This window comes from Streptomyces sp. NPDC030222, from assembly GCF_055573115.1.
On the sequence record NZ_JBVICA010000039.1, the window covers coordinates 1 to 20,921 of the forward strand.

Sequence of the window (20,921 nt, forward strand, 5' to 3'; positions counted from 1 at the left end):
GGGAGGCGTATGTCCGTGGTGTGACGGTGGACTGGGACGCGGTGTTCGCCGGGACGGGTGCCCGGCGGGTCGACCTTCCCACCTACGCCTTCCAGCAGGAGCACTTCTGGCTGGAGAGCGGCACCGCACAGGACCCCGGCACCGCCGAGTATGTGGCCCATACCGCCGACGCCCGGTTCTGGGAAGCCGTCGAGGCGAACGACGTGGCTGCTCTCACCGCCGAGCTGGACATCGACGCCGATCAGGCGCTCACCACGCTCCTGCCCGCACTGTCCTCCTGGCGGCGCCAGAGCCAGGAACGGTCCACGGTCGACGGCTGGCGCTACCGGATCACCTGGAAACCGGCTCCCGAGCCCGCAGCCAACCGCCTTTCCGGCACATGGCTGGTCGCGGTTCCGGAGGCCCCGGCCAGTGCTGCCGACGAGTGGGCCGGCGCGGTCCTGCGTACTCTCGCCGAACAGGGCGCCGACGTACGGCAGATCGCCGTCCCCCGCACCCACGAGGCCCGTGCCGAGCTGGTCGAGTCGATCCGCGGAGCGCTCACCGACGGCCCCGCCGTATCGGGCGTGCTGTCCCTCCTCACCCCCGCCGCGACCGAGGCGGAGCCGATCGGCGTGTCCGCGCCCGCCGGAGTGATCGCCACGCTCTCTCTCGTCCAAGCCCTCGGTGACGCGGACGTGGCCGCTCCGCTGTGGTGCGTGACGCGTGGAGCGGTCTCCGTGGCCCGTTCCGAGCAGCAGATCGATCCCGCGCAGGCCCCGATCTGGGGGCTCGGCCGGGTGACGGCCCTGGAGCACGGCGAGCGTTGGGGCGGTCTGGTCGACCTGCCCGCAGCCGATCCGGTGGACGACCGGGTGCTGGCCCGGCTGGCGGGTGTTCTCGCCGGCGACGCGGCGGAGGACCAGGTGGCCGTGCGGTCCTCGGGGCTGTTCGTACGGCGCCTGGTGCGCGCGCGGCTTGCCGACACGCCGGCCGTTCGGGAGTGGAGTCCGCGCGGGACGACGCTGGTCACCGGCGGTACGGGTGCGCTTGGCGCGCATGTCGCCCGCTGGCTGGCGGAGAACGGCGCCGAGCACCTGATCCTGACCAGCCGCCGCGGGCCCGAGGCGCCCGGCGCGCCCGGACTGCGCGAGGAACTGACCGCGCTCGGCGCCCGGGTCACGATCGCCGCTTGTGACGTCAGCGATCGCGATGCGCTCGCCGCCCTTCTTGCGTCCGTTCCCGCCGACCGGCCGCTGACCGCCGTCGTGCACACGGCGGCCGTTCTCGACGACGGGGTCATCGAGGCGCTGACCCCCGAGCAGATCGAGCGGGTCCTGCGGGTCAAGGTCGATGCGACGCTGCATCTGCACGAGCTGACCCGCGATCTCGACCTGTCCGCGTTCGTCCTCTTCTCGTCCTTCGCCGCCACCTTCGGTGCCCCCGGCCAGGGCAACTACGCGCCGGGCAACGCCTTCCTCGACGCCTTCGCCGAGTACCGGCGCGCCGCCGGCCTGCCCGCCACCTCCGTCGCCTGGGGTCCCTGGGGTGACGGGGGCATGGCCGAAGGCGCCGTCGGCGACCGGATGCGCCGCCACGGTGTCATCGAGATGGCCCCCGAACGGGCCGTCAGCGCACTCCGGCACGCCCTGGACCGCGACGAGACCACCCTGACCGTCGCGGACATGGAGTGGAAACGCTTCGTCCTCGCCTTCACCTCCGGTCGCACCCGGCCGCTGCTGCACGACCTGCCCGAGGCACGACAGGTCATGGAGAGCACCCGTGCCGACGCGGCCGAGGACACCGGCGGCGCCACCCTGCTCACCCAGCAGCTCGCCGGGCAGCCCGAGGCCGAGCAGGAACGGCTCCTGCTGGAGCTGGTCCGTACGGCAGTCGCCACCGTCCTCGGCTACGCCGGGCCCGACGCCGTGGAGGCCGGCCGGGCGTTCAAGGAGCTGGGCTTCGATTCGCTCACTTCCGTCGAGCTGCGCAACCGCCTGAACGCCGCCGCCGGTCTCAAGCTGCCGCCCACGCTCGTCTTCGACTACCCGACGCCCACCGTCCTCGCCCGGCACCTGCGGGCCGAACTCGCCGGCCAGAGCGCGACGGGCGCCACAACCGTGCCGCCGGCCACCGCCACCGCCTCCGACGCCGAACCGATCGCCGTCGTCGCGATGAGCTGCCGCTTCCCCGGAGGCGTCCGCAACCCCGAGGAACTGTGGCAGCTGCTCGCCTCCGGCGGTGACGCCCTCTCGCACTTCCCCGCCGACCGTGGCTGGGACGTCGACGCGCTGTACGACCCCGACCCCAACGCCCAGGGCACCTCGTACACCCGCGAGGGCGGCTTCCTCACCGAAGCGGCAGCCTTCGACCCGGCGTTCTTCGGGATCTCCCCGCGCGAGGCCCTGGCCATGGACCCGCAGCAGCGGCTGCTGCTGGAGACCTCCTGGGAAACCTTCGAGCGGGCCGGGATCGACCCGGAGACCCTCCGCGGCAGCCAGTCCGGAGTCTTCGTCGGGACCAACGGCTCCGACTACTCACACCTCGTGCACGGCGCCGCCGCCGAAGGACTGGAGGGGCACCTGGCCACCGGCAGCGCGGGCAGCGTCGTCTCCGGCCGGCTGTCGTACGTCTTCGGCCTCGAAGGCCCCGCCGTCACCGTCGACACCGCCTGCTCGTCGTCGCTCGTCGCCCTCCACCTCGCAGTGCAGGCACTGAGGGCGGGGGAGTGCTCGATGGCCCTGGCCGGCGGTGTGACCGTCATGTCGACGCCCGGCACCTTCATCGAGTTCAGCCGTCAGCGCGGACTGTCCACCGACGGCCGCTGCAAGGCGTTCTCCTCCGACGCCGACGGCTTCAGCCCGGCCGAGGGCGTCGGCATCCTCCTCGTGGAGCGGCTGTCGGACGCCCGGCGCAACGGGCACCCGGTCCTGGCCGTGATCCGCGGTACGGCCATCAACCAGGACGGTGCGAGCAACGGCCTCACGGCCCCCAACGGCCCGTCGCAGCAGCGCGTCATCCGGCAGGCACTCACCAACGCCCGCCTGACCGCCACCGAGGTGGACGTCGTCGAGGCGCACGGTACGGGTACGACGCTCGGTGACCCGATCGAGGCGCAGGCGCTGCTGGCGACGTACGGCCAGGACCGGCCGGCCGACCGTCCGCTGCTGCTCGGCTCCATCAAGTCCAACATCGGCCACGCACAGGCCGCGGCCGGTGTCGCCGGCGTGATGAAGATCGTGCTGTCCATGCAGCACGGTGTGCTGCCGCAGAGCCTGCACATCACCGAGCCCACCCGGCACGTGGACTGGAGCGAGGGCGAGGTCGCCCTGCTCACCGAGCAGCGGGCCTGGCCCGAGACCGGTGGCCGGCCCTGGCGCGCGGGTGTTTCGTCGTTCGGGTTCAGCGGCACCAATGCCCATGCCATCATCGAGCAGGCCCCGGCCGAGGAGGGGCCTGACGAGCAGGGGACCCCTGTGTCGTCGGCCGCCCACCCCCTACTGACCGGGACGGCCCCGGACGACACGGGCTCCGACCGGCGGATTCCGCTGCCCTGGCCGCTGACGGCCAAGACCGAGAAGGCGCTGTACGGGCAGGCAGAACGGCTGCTCGACCACCTCACCACCCGTCCTGACCTGCGACGCGCCGACGTCGGCCACTCCCTGGCCACCACCCGCACGGCGCACGGCCGGCGCGCGGTACTCATCGGCCGGGACCGGGAGGAGTACCTCGCGGGCCTCGCCACCCTGGCCGCCGGAGGGACCGCACCCCTGCTGGTCCAGGGGTCGGCCATCGGGGGCAAGGCCGCCTTCGTGTTCCCCGGACAGGGGTCGCAATGGGTGGGCATGGCAGAGGCGCTGTTGGACGCTTCACCTGTGTTTGCTGCGCGGGTTGATGAGTGTGCGGAGGCGTTGGGGGCGTTCACCGGCTGGTCGTTGGTGGATGTGCTGCGTGGTGCCGAGGGTGCGCCGTCGCTGGAGCGGGTGGATGTGGTGCAGCCTGCGTTGTTTGCGGTGATGGTGTCGCTGGCGGAGGTGTGGCGGGCTGCGGGTGTTCGTCCTGGTGCGGTGATCGGTCATTCCCAGGGTGAGATCGCGGCTGCGTGTGTGGCCGGGATTCTCTCGTTGGAGGATGCGGCGCGGGTGGTGGCTTTGCGGAGTCAGGTGATCGGGCGGGTGCTGGCGGGTCTGGGTGGCATGGTGTCGGTCCCGTTGCCGGTGGGCGAGGTTCGTGAGCGGATTGCGTGGTGGGGTGAGGAGCGGATCTCGGTTGCTGCGGTCAACGGTCCGTCCTCGGTGGTGGTTTCGGGTGAGGTTGGGGCGTTGGAGGAGTTTCTGGCCGGGTGTGGGGCGGATGGTGTCCGGGCCAGGCGGATCGCGGTGGATTACGCTTCTCATTCCGCGCAGGTGGATCTGCTGCGTGAGGAGCTGGCCGAGCTTCTCGCGCCGGTGGTTCCGCAGGCGGCGGTGGTGCCGTTCCTGTCCACCGTCACCGGCGAGTGGGTGGCGGGTCCTGAGCTGGATGCGGGTTACTGGTTCCGGAATCTGCGGCAGACGGTGGAGCTGGAGCGGGCCACCCGCATCCTGCTGGAGCAGGGTTTCGGTGTGTTCATCGAGTCCAGCCCGCACCCGGTGCTGACCGTTGGTATGCAGGAGACGGTCGAGGAGTCCGGTCGTGAGGCTGCCGTTCTGGGGTCCTTGCGCCGTGGTGAGGGGGGTTTGGACCGTTTCTGGCTTTCTCTGGGGGAGGCGTATGTCCGTGGTGTGACGGTGGACTGGGATGCGGTGTTCGCCGGGACGGGTGCCCGGCGGGTCGACCTTCCCACCTACGCCTTCCAGTCGCGGCGGTTCTGGCCGGAGGCGGCTCCGGTCGAGGCGGAGGCGGTGCCGGCGGAGAGTGCGGTCGACGCCCGTTTCTGGGAGGCCGTCGAACGCGAGGACCTCGCCGCGCTCACCGCCGAACTGCGCATCGAGGGCGACCAGCCGCTGACCGCGCTGCTCCCCGCGCTGTCCTCATGGCGGCGGCAGAGCCGTGAGCAGTCCACGGTCGACGGCTGGCGCTACCGCGTGACCTGGAAGCCCCTGGCCGAAGCCACCACCACCCGTCTGTCGGGGACCTGGCTGGTCGTCGTGCCGGAGGCCCTGGCGGGCCCGGCGGCTGACACGGCCGCCGCTGTGCTGCGTTCCCTCACCGACCGCGGCGCGGACGTCCGTACCGTCACCGTGACCGCCGGTGCGGCCCACCGCGACGCGCTCACCGCCACCCTGAAGGCCACCACGGACGGCACGACCGCCACCCCCGCCGGGGTCCTCTCCCTCCTCGCCCTCGGTGGCGAGGAGGGCATGGCCGCCGGGCACGCGCTGCGCGAGCACACCGGGCTCCTCGGTACCGCCGCGCTCGTCCAGGCTCTCGGTGACGCTGACATGGCCGCACCCCTGTGGTGCGTCACCCGCGGTGCCGTGTCCGTGGCCCGGTCCGAGCGGCTAGAGGATCCGGCGCAGGCACTGCTGTGGGGCTTCGGCCGGACCGCCGCGCTGGAGTTCCCCGACCGCTGGGGCGGTCTGCTCGACCTGCCCCCGCAGGCCGACGAGCGGACCCTCGAACGGCTCGTGGGGGTCCTCGCCGGTGACGGTACCGAGGACCAGGTGGCCGTTCGGAATTCCGGGCTCTTCGGCCGGCGTCTGGCCCACGCCTCGCTCGCCGACGCGCCGACCGTGCCCGTATGGAAGCCGCGCGGCACGACGCTGGTCACCGGCGGTACGGGTGCGCTTGGCGCGCATGTCGCCCGCTGGCTGGCGGAGAACGGCGCCGAGCACCTGATCCTGACCAGCCGCCGCGGGCCCGACGCGCCCGGCGCGCCCGGACTGCGCGAGGAACTGACCGCGCTCGGCGCCCGGGTCACGATCGCCGCCTGCGACATGGCCGACCGCGACGCGGTCGCCGCGCTCCTCGCCTCCGTGCCCGCCGACCGGCCGCTGACCGCCGTCGTGCACACCGCCGGTGTCCTGGACGACGGTGTCATCGACGGGCTGACCCCCGAGCGGTTCGCGACCGTGCTCGCCCCCAAGGCGGATGCGGCGCTCACCCTCCACGAGCTGACCCGCGACCTCGACCTGTCGGCGTTCGTGCTGTTCTCCGGAGTCGCCGGCACCCTGGGCGACGCAGGTCAGGGCAACTACGCCGCCGCCAACTCCTACCTCGACGCCCTCGCCGAGCAGCGGCACACCGACGGCCTGCCCGCGACCTCGGTGGCCTGGGGCCGGTGGGGTGACAGCGGGCTGGCCGCGGGCGGCGCCATCGGGGAGCGGCTGGACCGGGGCGGTGTGCCCGCCATGGCGCCGCGCGCCGCGATCCGCGCGCTGCAGCAGGCACTCGACCATGCCGAGCCGGCCGTCGCCGTCGCGGACATCCAGTGGGAGCGTTTCACGCCCGGCTACACCGCCGTACGGCCCAGCCCGTTCCTCGCCGACCTGCCCGAGGTGCGCCGGCTCGCGCAGGCCGCCCGGGACGCCGGTGAGGCGGGCGGTGCGGGCGGGGAGGGTTCCCCGGCCGAGGCGTTCCGCCGGCGGCTTTCGGTGATGCCGGGGGCCGAACAGGCGCTGGCCGTGCTGGAGCTGGTCCGTTCCCATGCGGCGGCCGCGCTCGGGCACCCGACCACCGACGAGGTGGGTGCGGGGCGGGCGTTCAAGGAGCTCGGCTTCGACTCCCTGATCGCGCTGGAGCTGCGCAACCGCCTGAACACCGCCACCGGGCTGAAGCTCCCGGCCACGCTGGTCTTCGACCACCCGACCCCGGCGGTCCTCGCCGAGTTCCTGCGGGCCGAGATCGTCCAGGACGGAAGCTCCGCGGCGGCACCCGGCATAGCCGAACTCGAGAAGCTGGAATCCGCGCTGTCCGTCCTCGACCCGGACGGTGGGACGCGCGCCGACATCGCCTCGCGCCTGCAGGCCCTCCTGGCGAAATGGGGTGAACCGCAAGCCCCTTCGAGCGGCGAGGCAGTGGCCGAGAAACTCCAGGAAGCCACGCCCGACGAGCTCTTCGACTTCATCGAGAACGAGCTCGGTATCTAGCACAGCGGACAGCAGGCAGCAACAGCACAAGGGTTTGTGACGAGCAATGGGTGAGGTTCCAATGGCGGATCAGGTCGCGGATCAGGACAAGATCATCGGCTACTTGAAGCGGGTGACGGCCGATCTGCACCAGACACGGCAGCGCCTGCGCGAGGTCGAGGCCAAGGAGCCGGAGCCGATCGCGATCGTCGGCATGGCCTGCAGGTTCCCCGGCGGCATCCAGTCGCCGGAGGACCTGTGGGACCTGGTGGCCGGCGGCCGGGACGCCATCACCGGATTCCCCACCGACCGAGGCTGGGACATCGAGTCCCTGTACGACGCCGACCCCGACCAGCGGGGCACCTCGTACACCCGCGAAGGCGGATTCCTCGACGGGGCCGGCGAGTTCGACGCCGCGTTCTTCGGGATCAGCCCGCGCGAGACCATCGGCATGGACCCCCAGCAGCGCCTGCTGCTCGAGACCTCCTGGGAGACCTTCGAACGCGCCGGCATCGACCCGGCGACCCTGCGCGGCAGCAAGGCCGGCGTCTTCATCGGCACCAACGGCCAGGACTACCCCGACCTGCTGCGGCACGGCGTCCCGCAGGGCGTCGAGCAGTACCTCCTCACCGGGAACGCCGCCAGCGTCGTCTCCGGCCGGCTCTCCTACACCTTCGGCCTCGAAGGCCCCGCCGTCACCGTCGACACCGCCTGCTCGTCCTCCCTCGTAGCCCTGCACCTGGCGGTGCAGGCGCTGCACAACGGCGAGTGCTCCATGGCCCTGGCGGGCGGCGTCACGGTCATGTCCAGCCCGCGCGCCTTCGTGCAGTTCAGCCGACAGCGCGGACTCGCCCCGGACGGCCGGTGCAAGCCGTTCGCCGACGGCGCCGACGGCACCGGCTGGGGCGAGGGCGTCGGCATGCTGCTCGTCGAGAAGCTGTCCGACGCCCGCCGCCACGGCCACCCGGTGCTGGCCGTGGTCCGCGGCAGCGCGATCAACCAGGACGGCGCCTCCAACGGCCTGACCGCCCCCAACGGGCCCTCCCAGCAGCGCGTCATCCGGCAGGCGCTGACCAGCGCAGGACTCACCCCGGCGCAGGTCGACGCCGTCGAGGCGCACGGCACCGGCACCACCCTCGGCGACCCCATCGAGGCGCAGGCCATCCTGGCCACCTACGGTCAGAACAGGCCCGAGGGCAGGCCGCTGTGGCTGGGCTCGATCAAGTCCAACATCGGACACACCCAGGCCGCCGCCGGTGTCGCCGGCGTCATCAAGATGGTGCTCGCGATGCGCCACGGCGTGCTGCCCGAGTCGCTCCACGTCGACCAGCCGTCCACCTCCGTCGACTGGACCACCGGCGACGTCGAACTGCTGACCAGGGCCGTGCCGTGGCCCGAGACCGGCCAGCCGCGCCGCGCCGGCGTCTCCTCCTTCGGCGTCAGCGGCACCAACGCCCACACCGTCATCGAGCAGGCCCCGCCCGCCGACGCACCCGCGGCGCCGGGCAGGACCGGCACCACGGACACGACCGGCGGCACCACGGACACCACCGCCGGCACTACCGACACGACCGCAGGCGCCGCCGGGGCGGCCGAAGGTGCCACCGGGCCCGTGCCGCTGCTGGTCTCGGGCCACGGCGACGAGGGACTGCGCGCCCAGGCAGCCCGCCTCGCCGCCCACCTGCGCGCCCGCCCCGGACTCGCCGTGGACCCCGCGGCCCTGACCGACCTGGGCTTCTCCCTCGCCACCAGCCGCTCCGCGCTGGACCGCAGGGCCGTCCTGTTCGCCGCCGACCGCGAGCAGCTGCTCGCCGACCTCGACGCACTGGCCGCCGGCGAGCAGCCCGCGACCGCCGTCCTGGGCGCCGTCGGCGAGGGCAACACCGCCTTCCTGTTCACCGGCCAGGGCAGCCAGCGCCCCGGCATGGGCCGCGAGCTGTACGCCACCCACCCCGCGTTCGCCCGTGCCCTCGACGCCGTCCGCGACGAACTCGACCCGCACCTCGAACGCCCCCTGTACGACATCCTGTTCGCCACCGAGGGCACCCCCGAGGCGGAACTGCTGGACGAGACCGCCTACACCCAGGCCGCCCTGTTCGCCGTCGAGGTCGCCCTCTACCGCCAGCTCGAACAGTGGGGTGTGACCGCCGACTTCCTCATCGGCCACTCCATCGGCGAACTCGCCGCCGCCCACGTCTCCGGCGTCCTCACCCTCCCCGACGCGGCCGCCCTCGTGGCCGCCCGCGGCCGCCTCATGCAAGCCCTGCCCGCCGGCGGTGCGATGATCGCCGTCGAGGCCACCGAGGAGGAGGTCACCCCGCTCCTCACCGACCGCGTGTCCATAGCCGCCGTCAACGGACCCCGCTCCGTGGTCGTCTCCGGCGTCGAGGACGCCGCCACGGAACTCGCCGAGGCCCTGGCCGCCCGCGGCCGCCGCACCAAGCGGCTGACGGTCAGCCACGCCTTCCACTCGCCGCTGATGGACGGCATGCTCGACGCGTTCCGCGAGGCCGCCGAAGCCGTCACCTACGCGCCGCCCGTCATCCCGATCGTCTCCAACCTCACCGGCGCCTCCGTCACCGCCGAGGAGATCTGCACCGCCGACTACTGGGTCCGGCACGTCCGCGAGGCAGTCCGCTTCCTCGACGGCGTGCGTGGCCTCGCCGCGCTGGGCGTCACCACCTTCGTCGAGGTCGGCCCCGGCGGTGTCCTCACCGCCCTCGCCCAGGACTGCCTCACCGGCCAGGAGGACGAGGACGGCCGGCACGACGCGGTCCTCGTCCCCGTCCTGCGCGCCGACCGTCCCGAACCGGCCGCGTTCGCCGCGGCCGTCGCCCGGGCCCACGTCCACGGCGTCGCCGTCGACTGGTCCGCCGTCTTCGCCGGGCGCGGCGCCACCCGCCTCGACCTGCCCACGTACGCCTTCCAGCGCCGCCCGTACTGGCCCGAGCAGCCCACCGCCTGGACCGGCGACGTCACCGCCGCCGGGATCGGCTCCGCCGACCACCCGCTGCTCGGCGCGGCCATCGCCCTCGCCGACGGCGACGGCTACCTGTTCACCGGCCGGCTCTCCCTCGCCACCCACCCCTGGCTCGCCGACCACACGGTCATGGACACCGTCCTGCTGCCCGGCACCGCCTTCGTGGAACTCGCCCTCCAGGCCGGCGAGCACACCGGCTGCGAACTCCTCGACGAACTCACCCTCCAGGCGCCTCTGGCCCTGCCCCCGCACGGCGGCGTACAGATCCAGCTCGCCGTCGGCGCGCCCGACGCCGGCGGACGGCGCTCCCTGACCCTGCACTCCCGCCCCGAGGACGCCGCCGATGACACCTGGGGCGAAGGCGCCTGGATCCGGCACGCCACCGGCTTCCTTGCCCCCGCCGCCGCGCAGGACACCGGACGGACCGGCACCGGCCTGACGGCCTGGCCGCCGCAGGACGCCACCGCCCTGCCCGTCGACGGCCTGTACGAATACCTCACCGGCACCGGCTTCGCCTACGGCCCCGTCTTCCAGGGGCTGACCGCCGCCTGGCAGCGCGCCGACGAGATCTTCGCCGAGGTCCGGCTGCCCGAACAGGCGCACGCCGAAGCGACCCTGTTCGGTCTGCACCCCGCTCTGCTGGACGCCGCCCTGCACGCCGTCGGCATGGGTTCCCTGCTGGAGGACACCGAGCACGGCAGGCTGCCGTTCTCCTGGAGCGGCGTCACCCTCCGGGCCGTCGGCGCGCGTGCCCTGCGCGTCCGCCTCGCCCCCGCCGGCCGGGACACCGTCTCCGTCGACCTGGCCGACGAGACCGGCGCGGCCGTCGCCTCCGTCGACGCCCTGCTGCTCCGCCCCGTCACCCCCGACCAGGTCCGCGCGTCCCGCACCACCTTCCACGAGTCGCTGTTCCGCGTCGAGTGGACCCCGCTGACGCTGCCCGCCGCCACCACCGTCGCCCCCGGCCAGTGGGCCCTGCTCGGCGAGGCCGGCCCCCGGTTCACCACCGTGCTGCCCACGGCCGCCACCCACACCGATCTCGCGGCCCTCGCCGCGGCCGTCGAGGCCGGCGGCCCCGCACCGCATGCCGTCGTCGTCCCCGTCCCCGCCGTCGGCGGACCGGCCCCGACCCCGGTCGACGCCGCGCTGCCCGCCGCCGTCGCCGAGGCACTGCACCACGCCCTGGACCTGGCCCGCACCTGGCTCGCCGACGAGCGCTTCGCCGGCTCCCGGCTGGTGTTCGTCACCCACGGCGCCATCGCCACCACCGCTGGCTCCGACGTACCCGACCTGGCGCACGCCCCGCTGTGGGGCCTGCTGCGCTCGGCCCAGTCCGAGCACCCCGACCGGTTCGCCCTGCTCGACCTGGACGACCGCGAGGAGTCCCTGCGCGCCCTGCCCGCCGCGCTGGCCACCGCCGAACCGCAGCTCGCCCTCCGCGAGGGACGCGCCGTCGTACCCCGGCTCGCCCGCGTCCCCGCGGCCCCCGGCCAGGAGGCACGCCCGCTCGACCCGGACGGCACCGCACTGGTCACCGGCGCCACCGGCACTCTCGGCGGGCTGGTCGCCCGCCACCTGGTCACCGGACACGGCGTACGCCGCCTGCTGCTGACGAGCCGTCGCGGCGAGGCCGCCGCCGGCGCCCCCGAACTCCTCGCGGAGCTGCGTGCCCTGGGCGCCGAGGTGACCCTCGCCGCCTGCGACGCCGCCGACCGCGACGCGCTCGCCGCGGTGCTGGCCGCCGTACCGGCCGAGCACCCGCTGACCGCCGTCGTCCACACCGCCGGCGTCCTCGACGACGGCATCCTCGAGGCGCTCACCCCCGAGCGGATCGACCACGTCCTGCCCGCCAAGGTCGACGCGGCCGTGCACCTGCACGAACTGACCCAGGGTCTCGACCTCGCGGCGTTCGTCCTGTTCTCCGCCGCCGCCGGCACCCTCGGCGCGGCCGGTCAGGCCAACTACGCCGCCGCCAACACCTTCCTCGACGCCCTCGCCCAGCGCCGCCGCGCCGAGGGCCTGCCCGCCACCGCGCTCGCCTGGGGCCTGTGGGCCGAACGCAGCGGGATGACCGGCGACCTCGCCGACACCGACCTGGAGCGGATCTCCCGCGCCGGCGTCGCCGCGCTGTCCTCCGCCGAGGGCCTGGCCCTCATGGACACCGCCCGCGCCGTCGGCGACCCCACCGCCGTCCCCATGCACCTGGACCTGGCCTCGCTGCGCCAGGCCGACGCGAGCATGGTGCCCGCCCTGCTGCGCGGCCTGGTCCGGCCCGCTGCGCGCCGCGCCGCCGCAGACCGGGGCGCCGCCCCCGCAGACGGCCTCACCGAGCGTCTGCTCCCGCTGACCGCCGCCGAACGGGACCGGCTGCTGCTGGCGACCGTCCGGGTCCAGGTCGCCGCCGTCCTCGGCTTCCCAGGGCCCGACGCCGTCGACCCCGGCCGCGCCTTCAAGGAGCTCGGCTTCGACTCGCTCACCGCCGTCGAACTGCGCAACCGCCTCGGCTCGGCCACCGGTGTCCGGCTGCCCGCCACCCTCGTCTTCGACTACCCCACGCCGAACGCCCTCGCCGCGTTCCTGCGCACCGAACTCCTCGGCGACCGGACCGCCCCCGCCCGCACCGGAGGCCCCGCCACCGCCCCGGCCGCCGCCGACGAGCCCATCGCCATCGTCGGCATGGCCTGCCGCTACCCCGGCGGCGTCACCACCCCCGAGGAGCTGTGGCAGCTCGTCGCCGGCTCCGTCGACGCGATCTCGCCGTTCCCCACCGACCGCGGCTGGAACCTCGACGCGCTGTACGACTCCGACCCCGGCCGGGCCGGGACCTCGTACACCCGGGAAGGCGGCTTCCTCCACGACGCCGCGGACTTCGACCCGGACGTCTTCGGCATCAACCCGCGCGAGGCCCTCGCCATGGACCCGCACCAGCGGCTCCTGCTGGAGACCTCCTGGGAGGCGTTCGAGCGGGCCGGGATCGACCCCGCCGCCATGCGCGGCAGCCGCACCGGTGTGTTCGCGGGCGTCATGTACCACGACTACCTGACGCGGCTCCCGGCCGTCCCCGAGGGCCTGGAGGGCTACCTCGGCACCGGCACCGCCGGCAGCGTCGCCTCCGGCCGCATCTCCTACACCTTCGGCCTGGAAGGCCCCGCCGTCACCATCGACACGGCCTGCTCCTCCTCCCTGGTCGCCCTGCACCTGGCCGCGCAGGCCCTGCGCAACGGCGAATGCGACATGGCGCTCGCCGGCGGCGTCACCGTCATGTCCACCCCGGACACCTTCATCGACTTCAGCCGCCAGCGCGGACTGTCCACCGACGGCCGCTGCAAGTCCTTCTCCGCGGACGCCGACGGCACCGGCTGGGCCGAGGGCGCCGGTATGATCCTCGTCGAGCGGCTCTCCGACGCCCGCCGCCAAGGCCACCCGGTCCTCGCCGTGGTCCGCGGCACCGCCGTCAACCAGGACGGCGCCTCCAACGGCCTGACCGCCCCCAACGGACCCTCCCAGCAGCGCGTCATCCGCGAAGCCCTCGCCCAGGCCGGCCTGACCGCCGCCGACGTCGACGCCGTCGAGGCGCACGGCACCGGCACCACCCTCGGCGACCCCATCGAGGCGCAGGCCCTGATCGCCACCTACGGCCAGGACCGCCCCCAGGACCGCCCGCTGCGCCTGGGCTCCATCAAGTCCAACATCGGGCACACCCAGGCCGCCGCCGGCGCCGCGGGCATCATCAAGATGGTCCTCGCGATGCGCCACGGCGTCCTGCCGGCCTCGCTGCACGTCTCGGAACCGTCCCCGCACATCGACTGGACCGCCGGAGCCGTCGAGCTGCTGACCGAGGCCGCGGCCTGGCCCGAGAGGGGCCGCCCCCGCCGCGCGGGCATCTCCTCCTTCGGTGTCAGCGGCACCAACGCCCACGTCATCATCGAGCAGCCGCCCGCGCAGGAGGACGCCGGGACCGGTACGGCCGACGGCACCCCCGCGGCCGCCCTCCCGGCCGGAACCCCCTTGCCGTTCGTCCTCTCCGGACGCACCCCCGACGCGCTACGCGCCCAGGCCGCCCGGCTCGCCGCCCACCTCGCCGACCAGCCCGACACGGCTCCCGCCGACACGGCGTTCTCCCTGGCGACCACCCGCACCGCCCTGGACCGCCGGGCCGCCGTCGTCGCCGCCGACCGCGACGGACTCCTCACCGGGCTCACCGCCCTCGCCGAGGGTCGCGACCACGCCCGGCTCGTCCGGCACGACACGGCAGACGGCCGGCTCGCCGTCCTCTTCACCGGCCAGGGCAGCCAGCGCCCCGGCATGGGCCGCGAACTGTACGCCGCCTACCCGGTGTTCGCGACCGCCCTCGACGAGGCCTGCGCCGCCCTGGACCCGCATCTCGGACAGCCGCTCAAGGACGCCCTGTTCGCTGAGGACGGCGACCTGCTGAACCGGACGGGCTGCACCCAGCCCGCCCTGTTCGCCCTGGAGACCGCGCTCTACCGCCTCGTCGAATCGTGGGGCGTACGCCCCGACTTCGTCGCCGGCCACTCCATCGGCGAGATCACCGCCGCGCACGTGGCCGGCGTCCTCACCCTCCCCGACGCCGCCGCCCTGGTCGCCGCCCGCGGCCGCCTCATGGAGCAACTGCCCGAGGGCGGCGCGATGATCGCGCTGACCGCCACCGAGGACGAGATCCGTCCACTGCTGGCCGGCCACGAGAACCGGATCGGCATCGCCGCCGTCAACTCCGCCTCCGCCGTCGTCATCTCCGGCGAGGAGACCCTCGCGCTGGAGATCGCCGCCGAGTTCGAGCGTCGCGGCCGGCGGACCAACCGGCTCACCGTCAGCCACGCCTTCCACTCCCCGCTGATGGACGGCATGCTCGACGCCTTCCGCGACGTCGCCGCCTCCCTCACCTACCACGCGCCCGTCGTCCCCGTGATCACCCACATCACCGGCGAGGTCGCGGGCGACGAACTGCGCACCCCCGAGCACTGGGTCTCCCACGTCCGCGAAGCGGTCCGCTTTCTCGACGGCATCCGCACCCTGGACGCCGAGCGCGTCACCACCTACCTCGAACTCGGCCCGCAGGGCGTGCTGTCCGGCCTCGGCCGCGACTGCCTCACTGAGGACAGCCGGACCGACGCCGTCTTCGTCCCGGCCCTGCGCCGCGACCGCGGCGAGGCCGAGGCGCTGACCGCCGCGATCGCCGCCGTGCACACCCGTGCCGTCCCGGTCGACTGGGCGGCGTACTTCGCCGGGACCGGCGCCCACCGCACCGACCTGCCCACCTACGCCTTCCAGCGCCGCCGGTTCTGGCTCGAAGCCCCCGCCGGCCACGTCGGTGACGTCGAATCGGCAGGCCTGGGCGCCGCCCACCACCCGCTGCTCGGCGCCGCCGTCCCGCTCGCCGACGGCGAAGGCCTCCTGTTCACCGGACGGCTCTCCCTCGACACCCACCCCTGGCTGGCCGACCACGCCGTCATGGGCACTGTCCTGCTGCCCGGCACCGCCTTCGTGGAACTCGCCATCCGTGCCGGAGACCAGGCCGGCTGCGACGTCCTCGAGGAACTCACCCTCGAAGCCCCGCTCGTCCTCACCCCGCACACCGCGGTACGCCTGCAGATCGTGGTGGGTGCACCCGACCGGGACGGACGGCGCACCCTCGACCTGTACTCCGGCGACCCCGACGCCGCCGACGACGAACCCTGGACCCGGCACGCCGCGGGCGTCCTCGCCACCGGCGCGGCACGCCCCGCCTTCGACCTCACCGCCTGGCCCCCGCCCGGCGCCGAGGCCGTGACTGTCGACGGCCTGTACGAGCACCTCGGCCAGGGCGGCTTCGCCTACGGGCCCGTCTTCCAGGGCCTGCGGGCCGCCTGGACCCTCGGCGACGACGTCTACGCCGAGGTGGCCCTGCCCGACGACCGGCAGGCCGAGGCCACCCGGTTCGGCCTCCACCCGGCACTCCTCGACGCCGCCCTGCACGCCACCTTCGTCCAGCCGTCCCCCGACACGGACGGCGAGGGCCGGCTGCCCTTCTCCTGGCGCGGCGTGTCCCTGCACGCCGTCGGCGCGGCCGCACTGCGCGTCCGCCTCACCCCCGACGGCGAGGACACCCTCTCCCTCCAGCTCGCCGACACCACCGGCGCCCCCGTCGCCGCCGTCGGCCACCTGATGCTGCGGCCCGTCTCCGCCGACCGGCTCGCCGGTGCCTCGCGCACCGCCCACCACGAGTCGCTGTTCCGGGTCGACTGGGCCACCGTGCCGCTGCCGTCGGCCACCCCAGGCGACGACACCACCGGCACGTGGGCCGTCATCGGCGCCGGTACCGCAGGCGACGCCCTGCCGGGGCTCGCCCACCCCGACCTCGCGGCCCTCGGCGCGGCCCTCGACGCGGGCGCCCCGGCCCCCGCGTACGTCCTGGCCCCCTGCCCGCCCGCCGCCGACGCCGAGAACACCCTCACCCCGGACGCCGTCCGCACCGCCACCCACCAGGCACTCGCCCTGGTGCAGGCCTGGCTCGCAGACGACCGGTTCGCCGCGTCCCGCCTGGTGTTCGTCACTCGCGGCGCCGTCGCCACCCAGGGCGACTGGGACTTCGCCGAGCCCGTCCACGCCCCCGTCTGGGGCCTGGTGCGCTCCGCCCAGTCGGAGAACCCCGACCGCTTCGTCCTCGCCGACCTCGACGCAGCCACCCCCGCCGACACCCTCCCCGGTCTCCTCGCCGCCGCCCTCGCCACTGGCGAGCCGCAGCTCGCGATCCGCCGCGGCACCGTCCACGCACCGCGCCTCGCCCGGATACCGGCCGCCACCCCGCTGACCCCGCCCGCGGACGGGTCCGCCTGGCGCATGGACATCGAGGACAAGGGCACCCTCGACAACCTCACCTTCCTCCCCAGCCCGGAGTCCGAGGCACCGCTGGAGCCCGGCCAGGTCCGCGTCTCCGTCCGCGCCGCCGGCCTCAACTTCCGCGACGTCCTCAACGCCCTCGGCATGTACCCCGGCGACCCGGGGCTGATGGGCTCCGAAGGGGCCGGCATCGTCGTCGAGACCGGCCCCGGCGTCACCGACCTCGCGCCCGGCGACCGCGTCATGGGCATGCTGCCCGGAGCGTTCGGCCCGCTCGCCGTCGTCGACCGCCGCATGATCGCCCCGATGCCCGAGGGCTGGACCTTCGCCGAGGCCGCGGCTGTACCGATCGTCTTCATGACGGCCTACTACGCCCTCCACGACCTCGCAGGCCTCCGCGAGGGCGAAACCCTCCTGGTGCACGCCGCGGCCGGCGGCGTCGGCATGGCCGCCGTCCAGCTCGCCCGCCACTGGGGCGCCGAGGTCTACGCCACGGCCGGCCCCGCCAAGTGGGACGCCCTTCACGCCCTGGGCCTGACCGACGACCGGATCGCCTCCTCGCGCACCCTCGACTTCGAGGACACCTTCCGCGCGGCCACCGGCGGACGCGGCGTCGACGTCGTCCTGGACTCACTCGCCCGCGAATTCGTCGACGCCTCACTGCGGCTCCTGCCGCGCGGCGGACGGTTCGTCGAGATGGGCAAGACCGACGTCCGCGACCCCCAGGACGTCGCCGCCGCCCACCCCGGCGTCAGCTACCAGGCGTTCGACCTGACCGAGGCCGGCCTCGACCGTATCCAGGAGATGCTCACCGAACTTCTCGGCCTCTTCCGGGCCGGGGCCCTGCGCCCCCTGCCGGTCTCCGCCTGGGACCTGCGCCAGGCCCCGGAAGCGTTCCGCTACCTCAGCCAGGCACGCCACGTCGGCAAGATCGTGCTCACCGTGCCCGCGGAATGGAACCCCGACGGCACCGTCCTCATCACCGGCGGCACCGGCACCCTCGGCGCACTCGTCGCCCGGCACGCCGTCACCGTCCGGGGCGCCCGCCGCCTCGTCCTGACCAGCCGTCGCGGCGAGGCCGCCGCCGGCGCCGCCGAACTCGCCGCAGACCTGCGTGCCCTGGGCGCCGACGTCACCGTCGCCGCCTGCGACGCCGCCGACCGCGACGCGCTCGCCGCGGTGCTGGCCGCCGTACCGGCCGAGCACCCGCTGACCGCCGTCGTCCACACCGCCGGCGTCCTCGACGACGGCATCGCCGAGGCGCTCACCCCCGAGCGGATCGACCGCGTCATGCGGCCCAAGGCCGACGCCGCCCTCCACCTGCACGAACTGACCCGCCACCTCGACCTGGCCGACTTCGTCCTCTTCTCCTCAGCCGCCGGCACCTTCGGCGGCGCGGGACAGGCCAACTACGCGGCCGCGAACGTCCTCCTCGACGCCCTCGCCCGCCACCGCCAGGCCCACGGCCTCCCCGGCACATCCCTCGGCTGGGGCCTGTGGGCCGAGGCCAGCGGCATGACCGGCGAACTGGACACCGCCGACAAGGACCGCATGACGCGTTCCGGAGTCCTCGGCCTCTCCTCCGAGGAAGGCCTGGCGCTGCTCGACACCGCGCACCGCGTCGGCGACGCCCACCTCGTCCCCATGCAGCTCGACCTCGCGCCGCTGCGCCAGGCCGACGCGAGCATGGTCCCGGCCCTGCTGCGCGGCCTCGTCCGCGCCCCCGCCCGCCGGGCCGTCGAGACCACTGCCGCCGGCACCGGCACCCCCCTCGTGGAACAGCTCGTACGGCTCCCCGAGAACGAACGCGACGCGCTGCTCCTGGACGTCGTGCGCGACCAGGTGGCCGCCGTCCTCGGCCACGCCACCCCCGACGCCGTCGAACCCGGCCGCGCCTTCAAGGACCTCGGTTTCGACTCGCTGACCGCCGTCGAGTTCCGCAACCGGCTCGGCGCCGCAGCCGGCGTCCGGCTGCCCGCCACCCTCGTCTTCGACTACCCCACCCCCACGGTCCTCGCCGGCTACCTCAAGGACGAACTCCTCGGCTCCGAGGCCGCGGCCGCCGCCCTCCCGCGCCACCCGGCCGGCGCGGCCGCCGACACCGACGATCCCATCGCCGTCGTCGCCATGAGCTGCCGCTTCCCCGGCGACGTCCGCAGCCCCGAGGACCTGTGGGAGCTGCTCGCCGAGGGCCGCGACGGCATCGCGCACCTCCCTGCGGACCGCGGCTGGGACACCGAGGCGCTGTACGACCCCGACCCCGACAACCCCGGCACGTCCTACGCCCGGGAAGGCGGCTTCTTCTACGACGCCCACCACTTCGATCCCGCCTTCTTCGGGATCAACCCGCGCGAGGCCCTCGCCATGGACCCGCAGCAGCGGCTGCTGCTGGAGACCTCCTGGGAGGCGTTCGAACGCGCCGGCATCGACCCGACGGGCCTGCGCGGACAGCAGGTCGGCGTGTTCGTCGGCCAGATGCACAACGACTACGTGTCCCGCCTGAACACCGTCCCCGAAGGTGTCGAGGGCTACCTCGGCACCGGCGGCTCCAGCAGCATCGCCTCCGGCCGCGTCTCCTACACCTTCGGCTTCGAAGGCCCGGCCGTCACCGTCGACACCGCCTGCTCGTCCTCGCTCGTCGCCCTGCACCTCGCTGCGCAGGCCCTGCGGGCCGGCGAGTGCTCGCTCGCCCTCGCGGGCGGCGTCACCATCATCACCACCCCCGACGTCTTCACCGAGTTCAGCCGCCAGCGCGGCCTCGCCGCCGACGGCCGCTGCAAGCCGTTCGCCGCCGCCGCCGACGGCACGGCGTGGGGCGAGGGCGTCGGCATGCTGCTCGTGGAGCGGTTGTCGGACGCCCGCCGCAACGGGCACCGGGTGCTGGCCGTGATCCGTGGCACCGCCGTCAACCAGGACGGTGCGAGCAACGGTCTGACCGCGCCCAACGGTCCGTCGCAGCAGCGCGTCATCCGCCAGGCCCTCGCCAACGCCGGCCTGACCTCCGCCGACGTCGACGCCGTCGAGGCACACGGCACCGGCACCCGGCTGGGCGACCCCATCGAGGCGCAGGCGCTGCTCGCCACCTACGGCCAGGACCGCCCCGAGGACCGCCCGCTGTGGCTGGGCTCCATCAAGTCCAACTTCGGTCACACCCAGGCCGCCGCCGGCGTGGCCGGCATCATCAAGATGGTCCAGGCGATGCGTCACGGCGTCCTGCCCAAGACCCTGCACGTGGACGAACCGTCCCCGCACGTCGACTGGTCGGCCGGCGCGGTCTCGCTGCTCACCGAACAGCGGCCCTGGCCCGAGACCGGCCGGCCGCGCCGCGCCGGCGTCTCCTCCTTCGGCATGAGCGGCACCAACGCGCACGCCATCATCGAACTCCCGGAAAGCCCGGCCACCACCCCGGCCACTCCGGCTGCCCCCGCGGTCGCGGCGCCGCTGCCGTGGGCCCTGACCGCCCGTACGCCTGAGGCGCTGCGCGCCCAGGGCGAACGGCTCCTGGCCCACATCGAGGCGCAACCGACGGCGGAGCCCGCCGACATCGGCCACTCGCTGGCGACCAGCCGGGCCGTGTTCGAGCACCGCGCGACCGTCGTCGCGGCGGACCGAGACGGCTTCCGCGCCGCCCTGGCAGCCCTCGCCGAGGGCCGCTCGGCGGCGGGACTGGTCCAGGGCTCGTCGGCGACGGCCGAGAAGCTCGCGTTCCTGTTCACGGGGCAGGGGAGCCAGCGTCCGGGGATGGGGCGTGAGCTGTATGACGTTTATCCGGTGTTCGCCGAGGCGCTGGATGCGGTGTGTGCGGAGCTGGACGCTCGGCTTGAACTCCCGTTGAAGCGGGTGTTGTTCGGGGAGGATGCCGCGGTACTGGATCGGACGGAGTATGCGCAGCCGGCGTTGTTCGCGGTTGAGGTGGCGTTGTTCCGGCTGGTGGAGTCGTGGGGTGTGAGGGCGGACTTTGTGTCCGGGCACTCGGTTGGTGAGGTTGCTGCTGCGTATGTGGCCGGGGTGTTGTCTCTGGCCGATGCGTGTGAACTGGTGGCTGCGCGTGGGCGGTTGATGCAGGCGTTGCC

The 20,921-nt window shown here is 74.3% G+C and carries 2 protein-coding genes; both read left to right on the forward strand.

Annotation, left to right across the window (positions count from 1 at the left end; translation table 11 throughout):
• Positions 1-7,049: type I polyketide synthase (locus ACZ4Z5_RS32695; protein WP_468269798.1), on the forward strand; the 7,049-nt coding region annotated here is incomplete at its 5' end.
• Between the two features lie 61 nt (positions 7,050-7,110).
• Positions 7,111-20,921, forward strand: a 13,811-nt coding sequence (locus tag ACZ4Z5_RS32700) for an SDR family NAD(P)-dependent oxidoreductase (RefSeq protein ID WP_468269799.1), incomplete at its 3' end; no start/stop codon positions are given.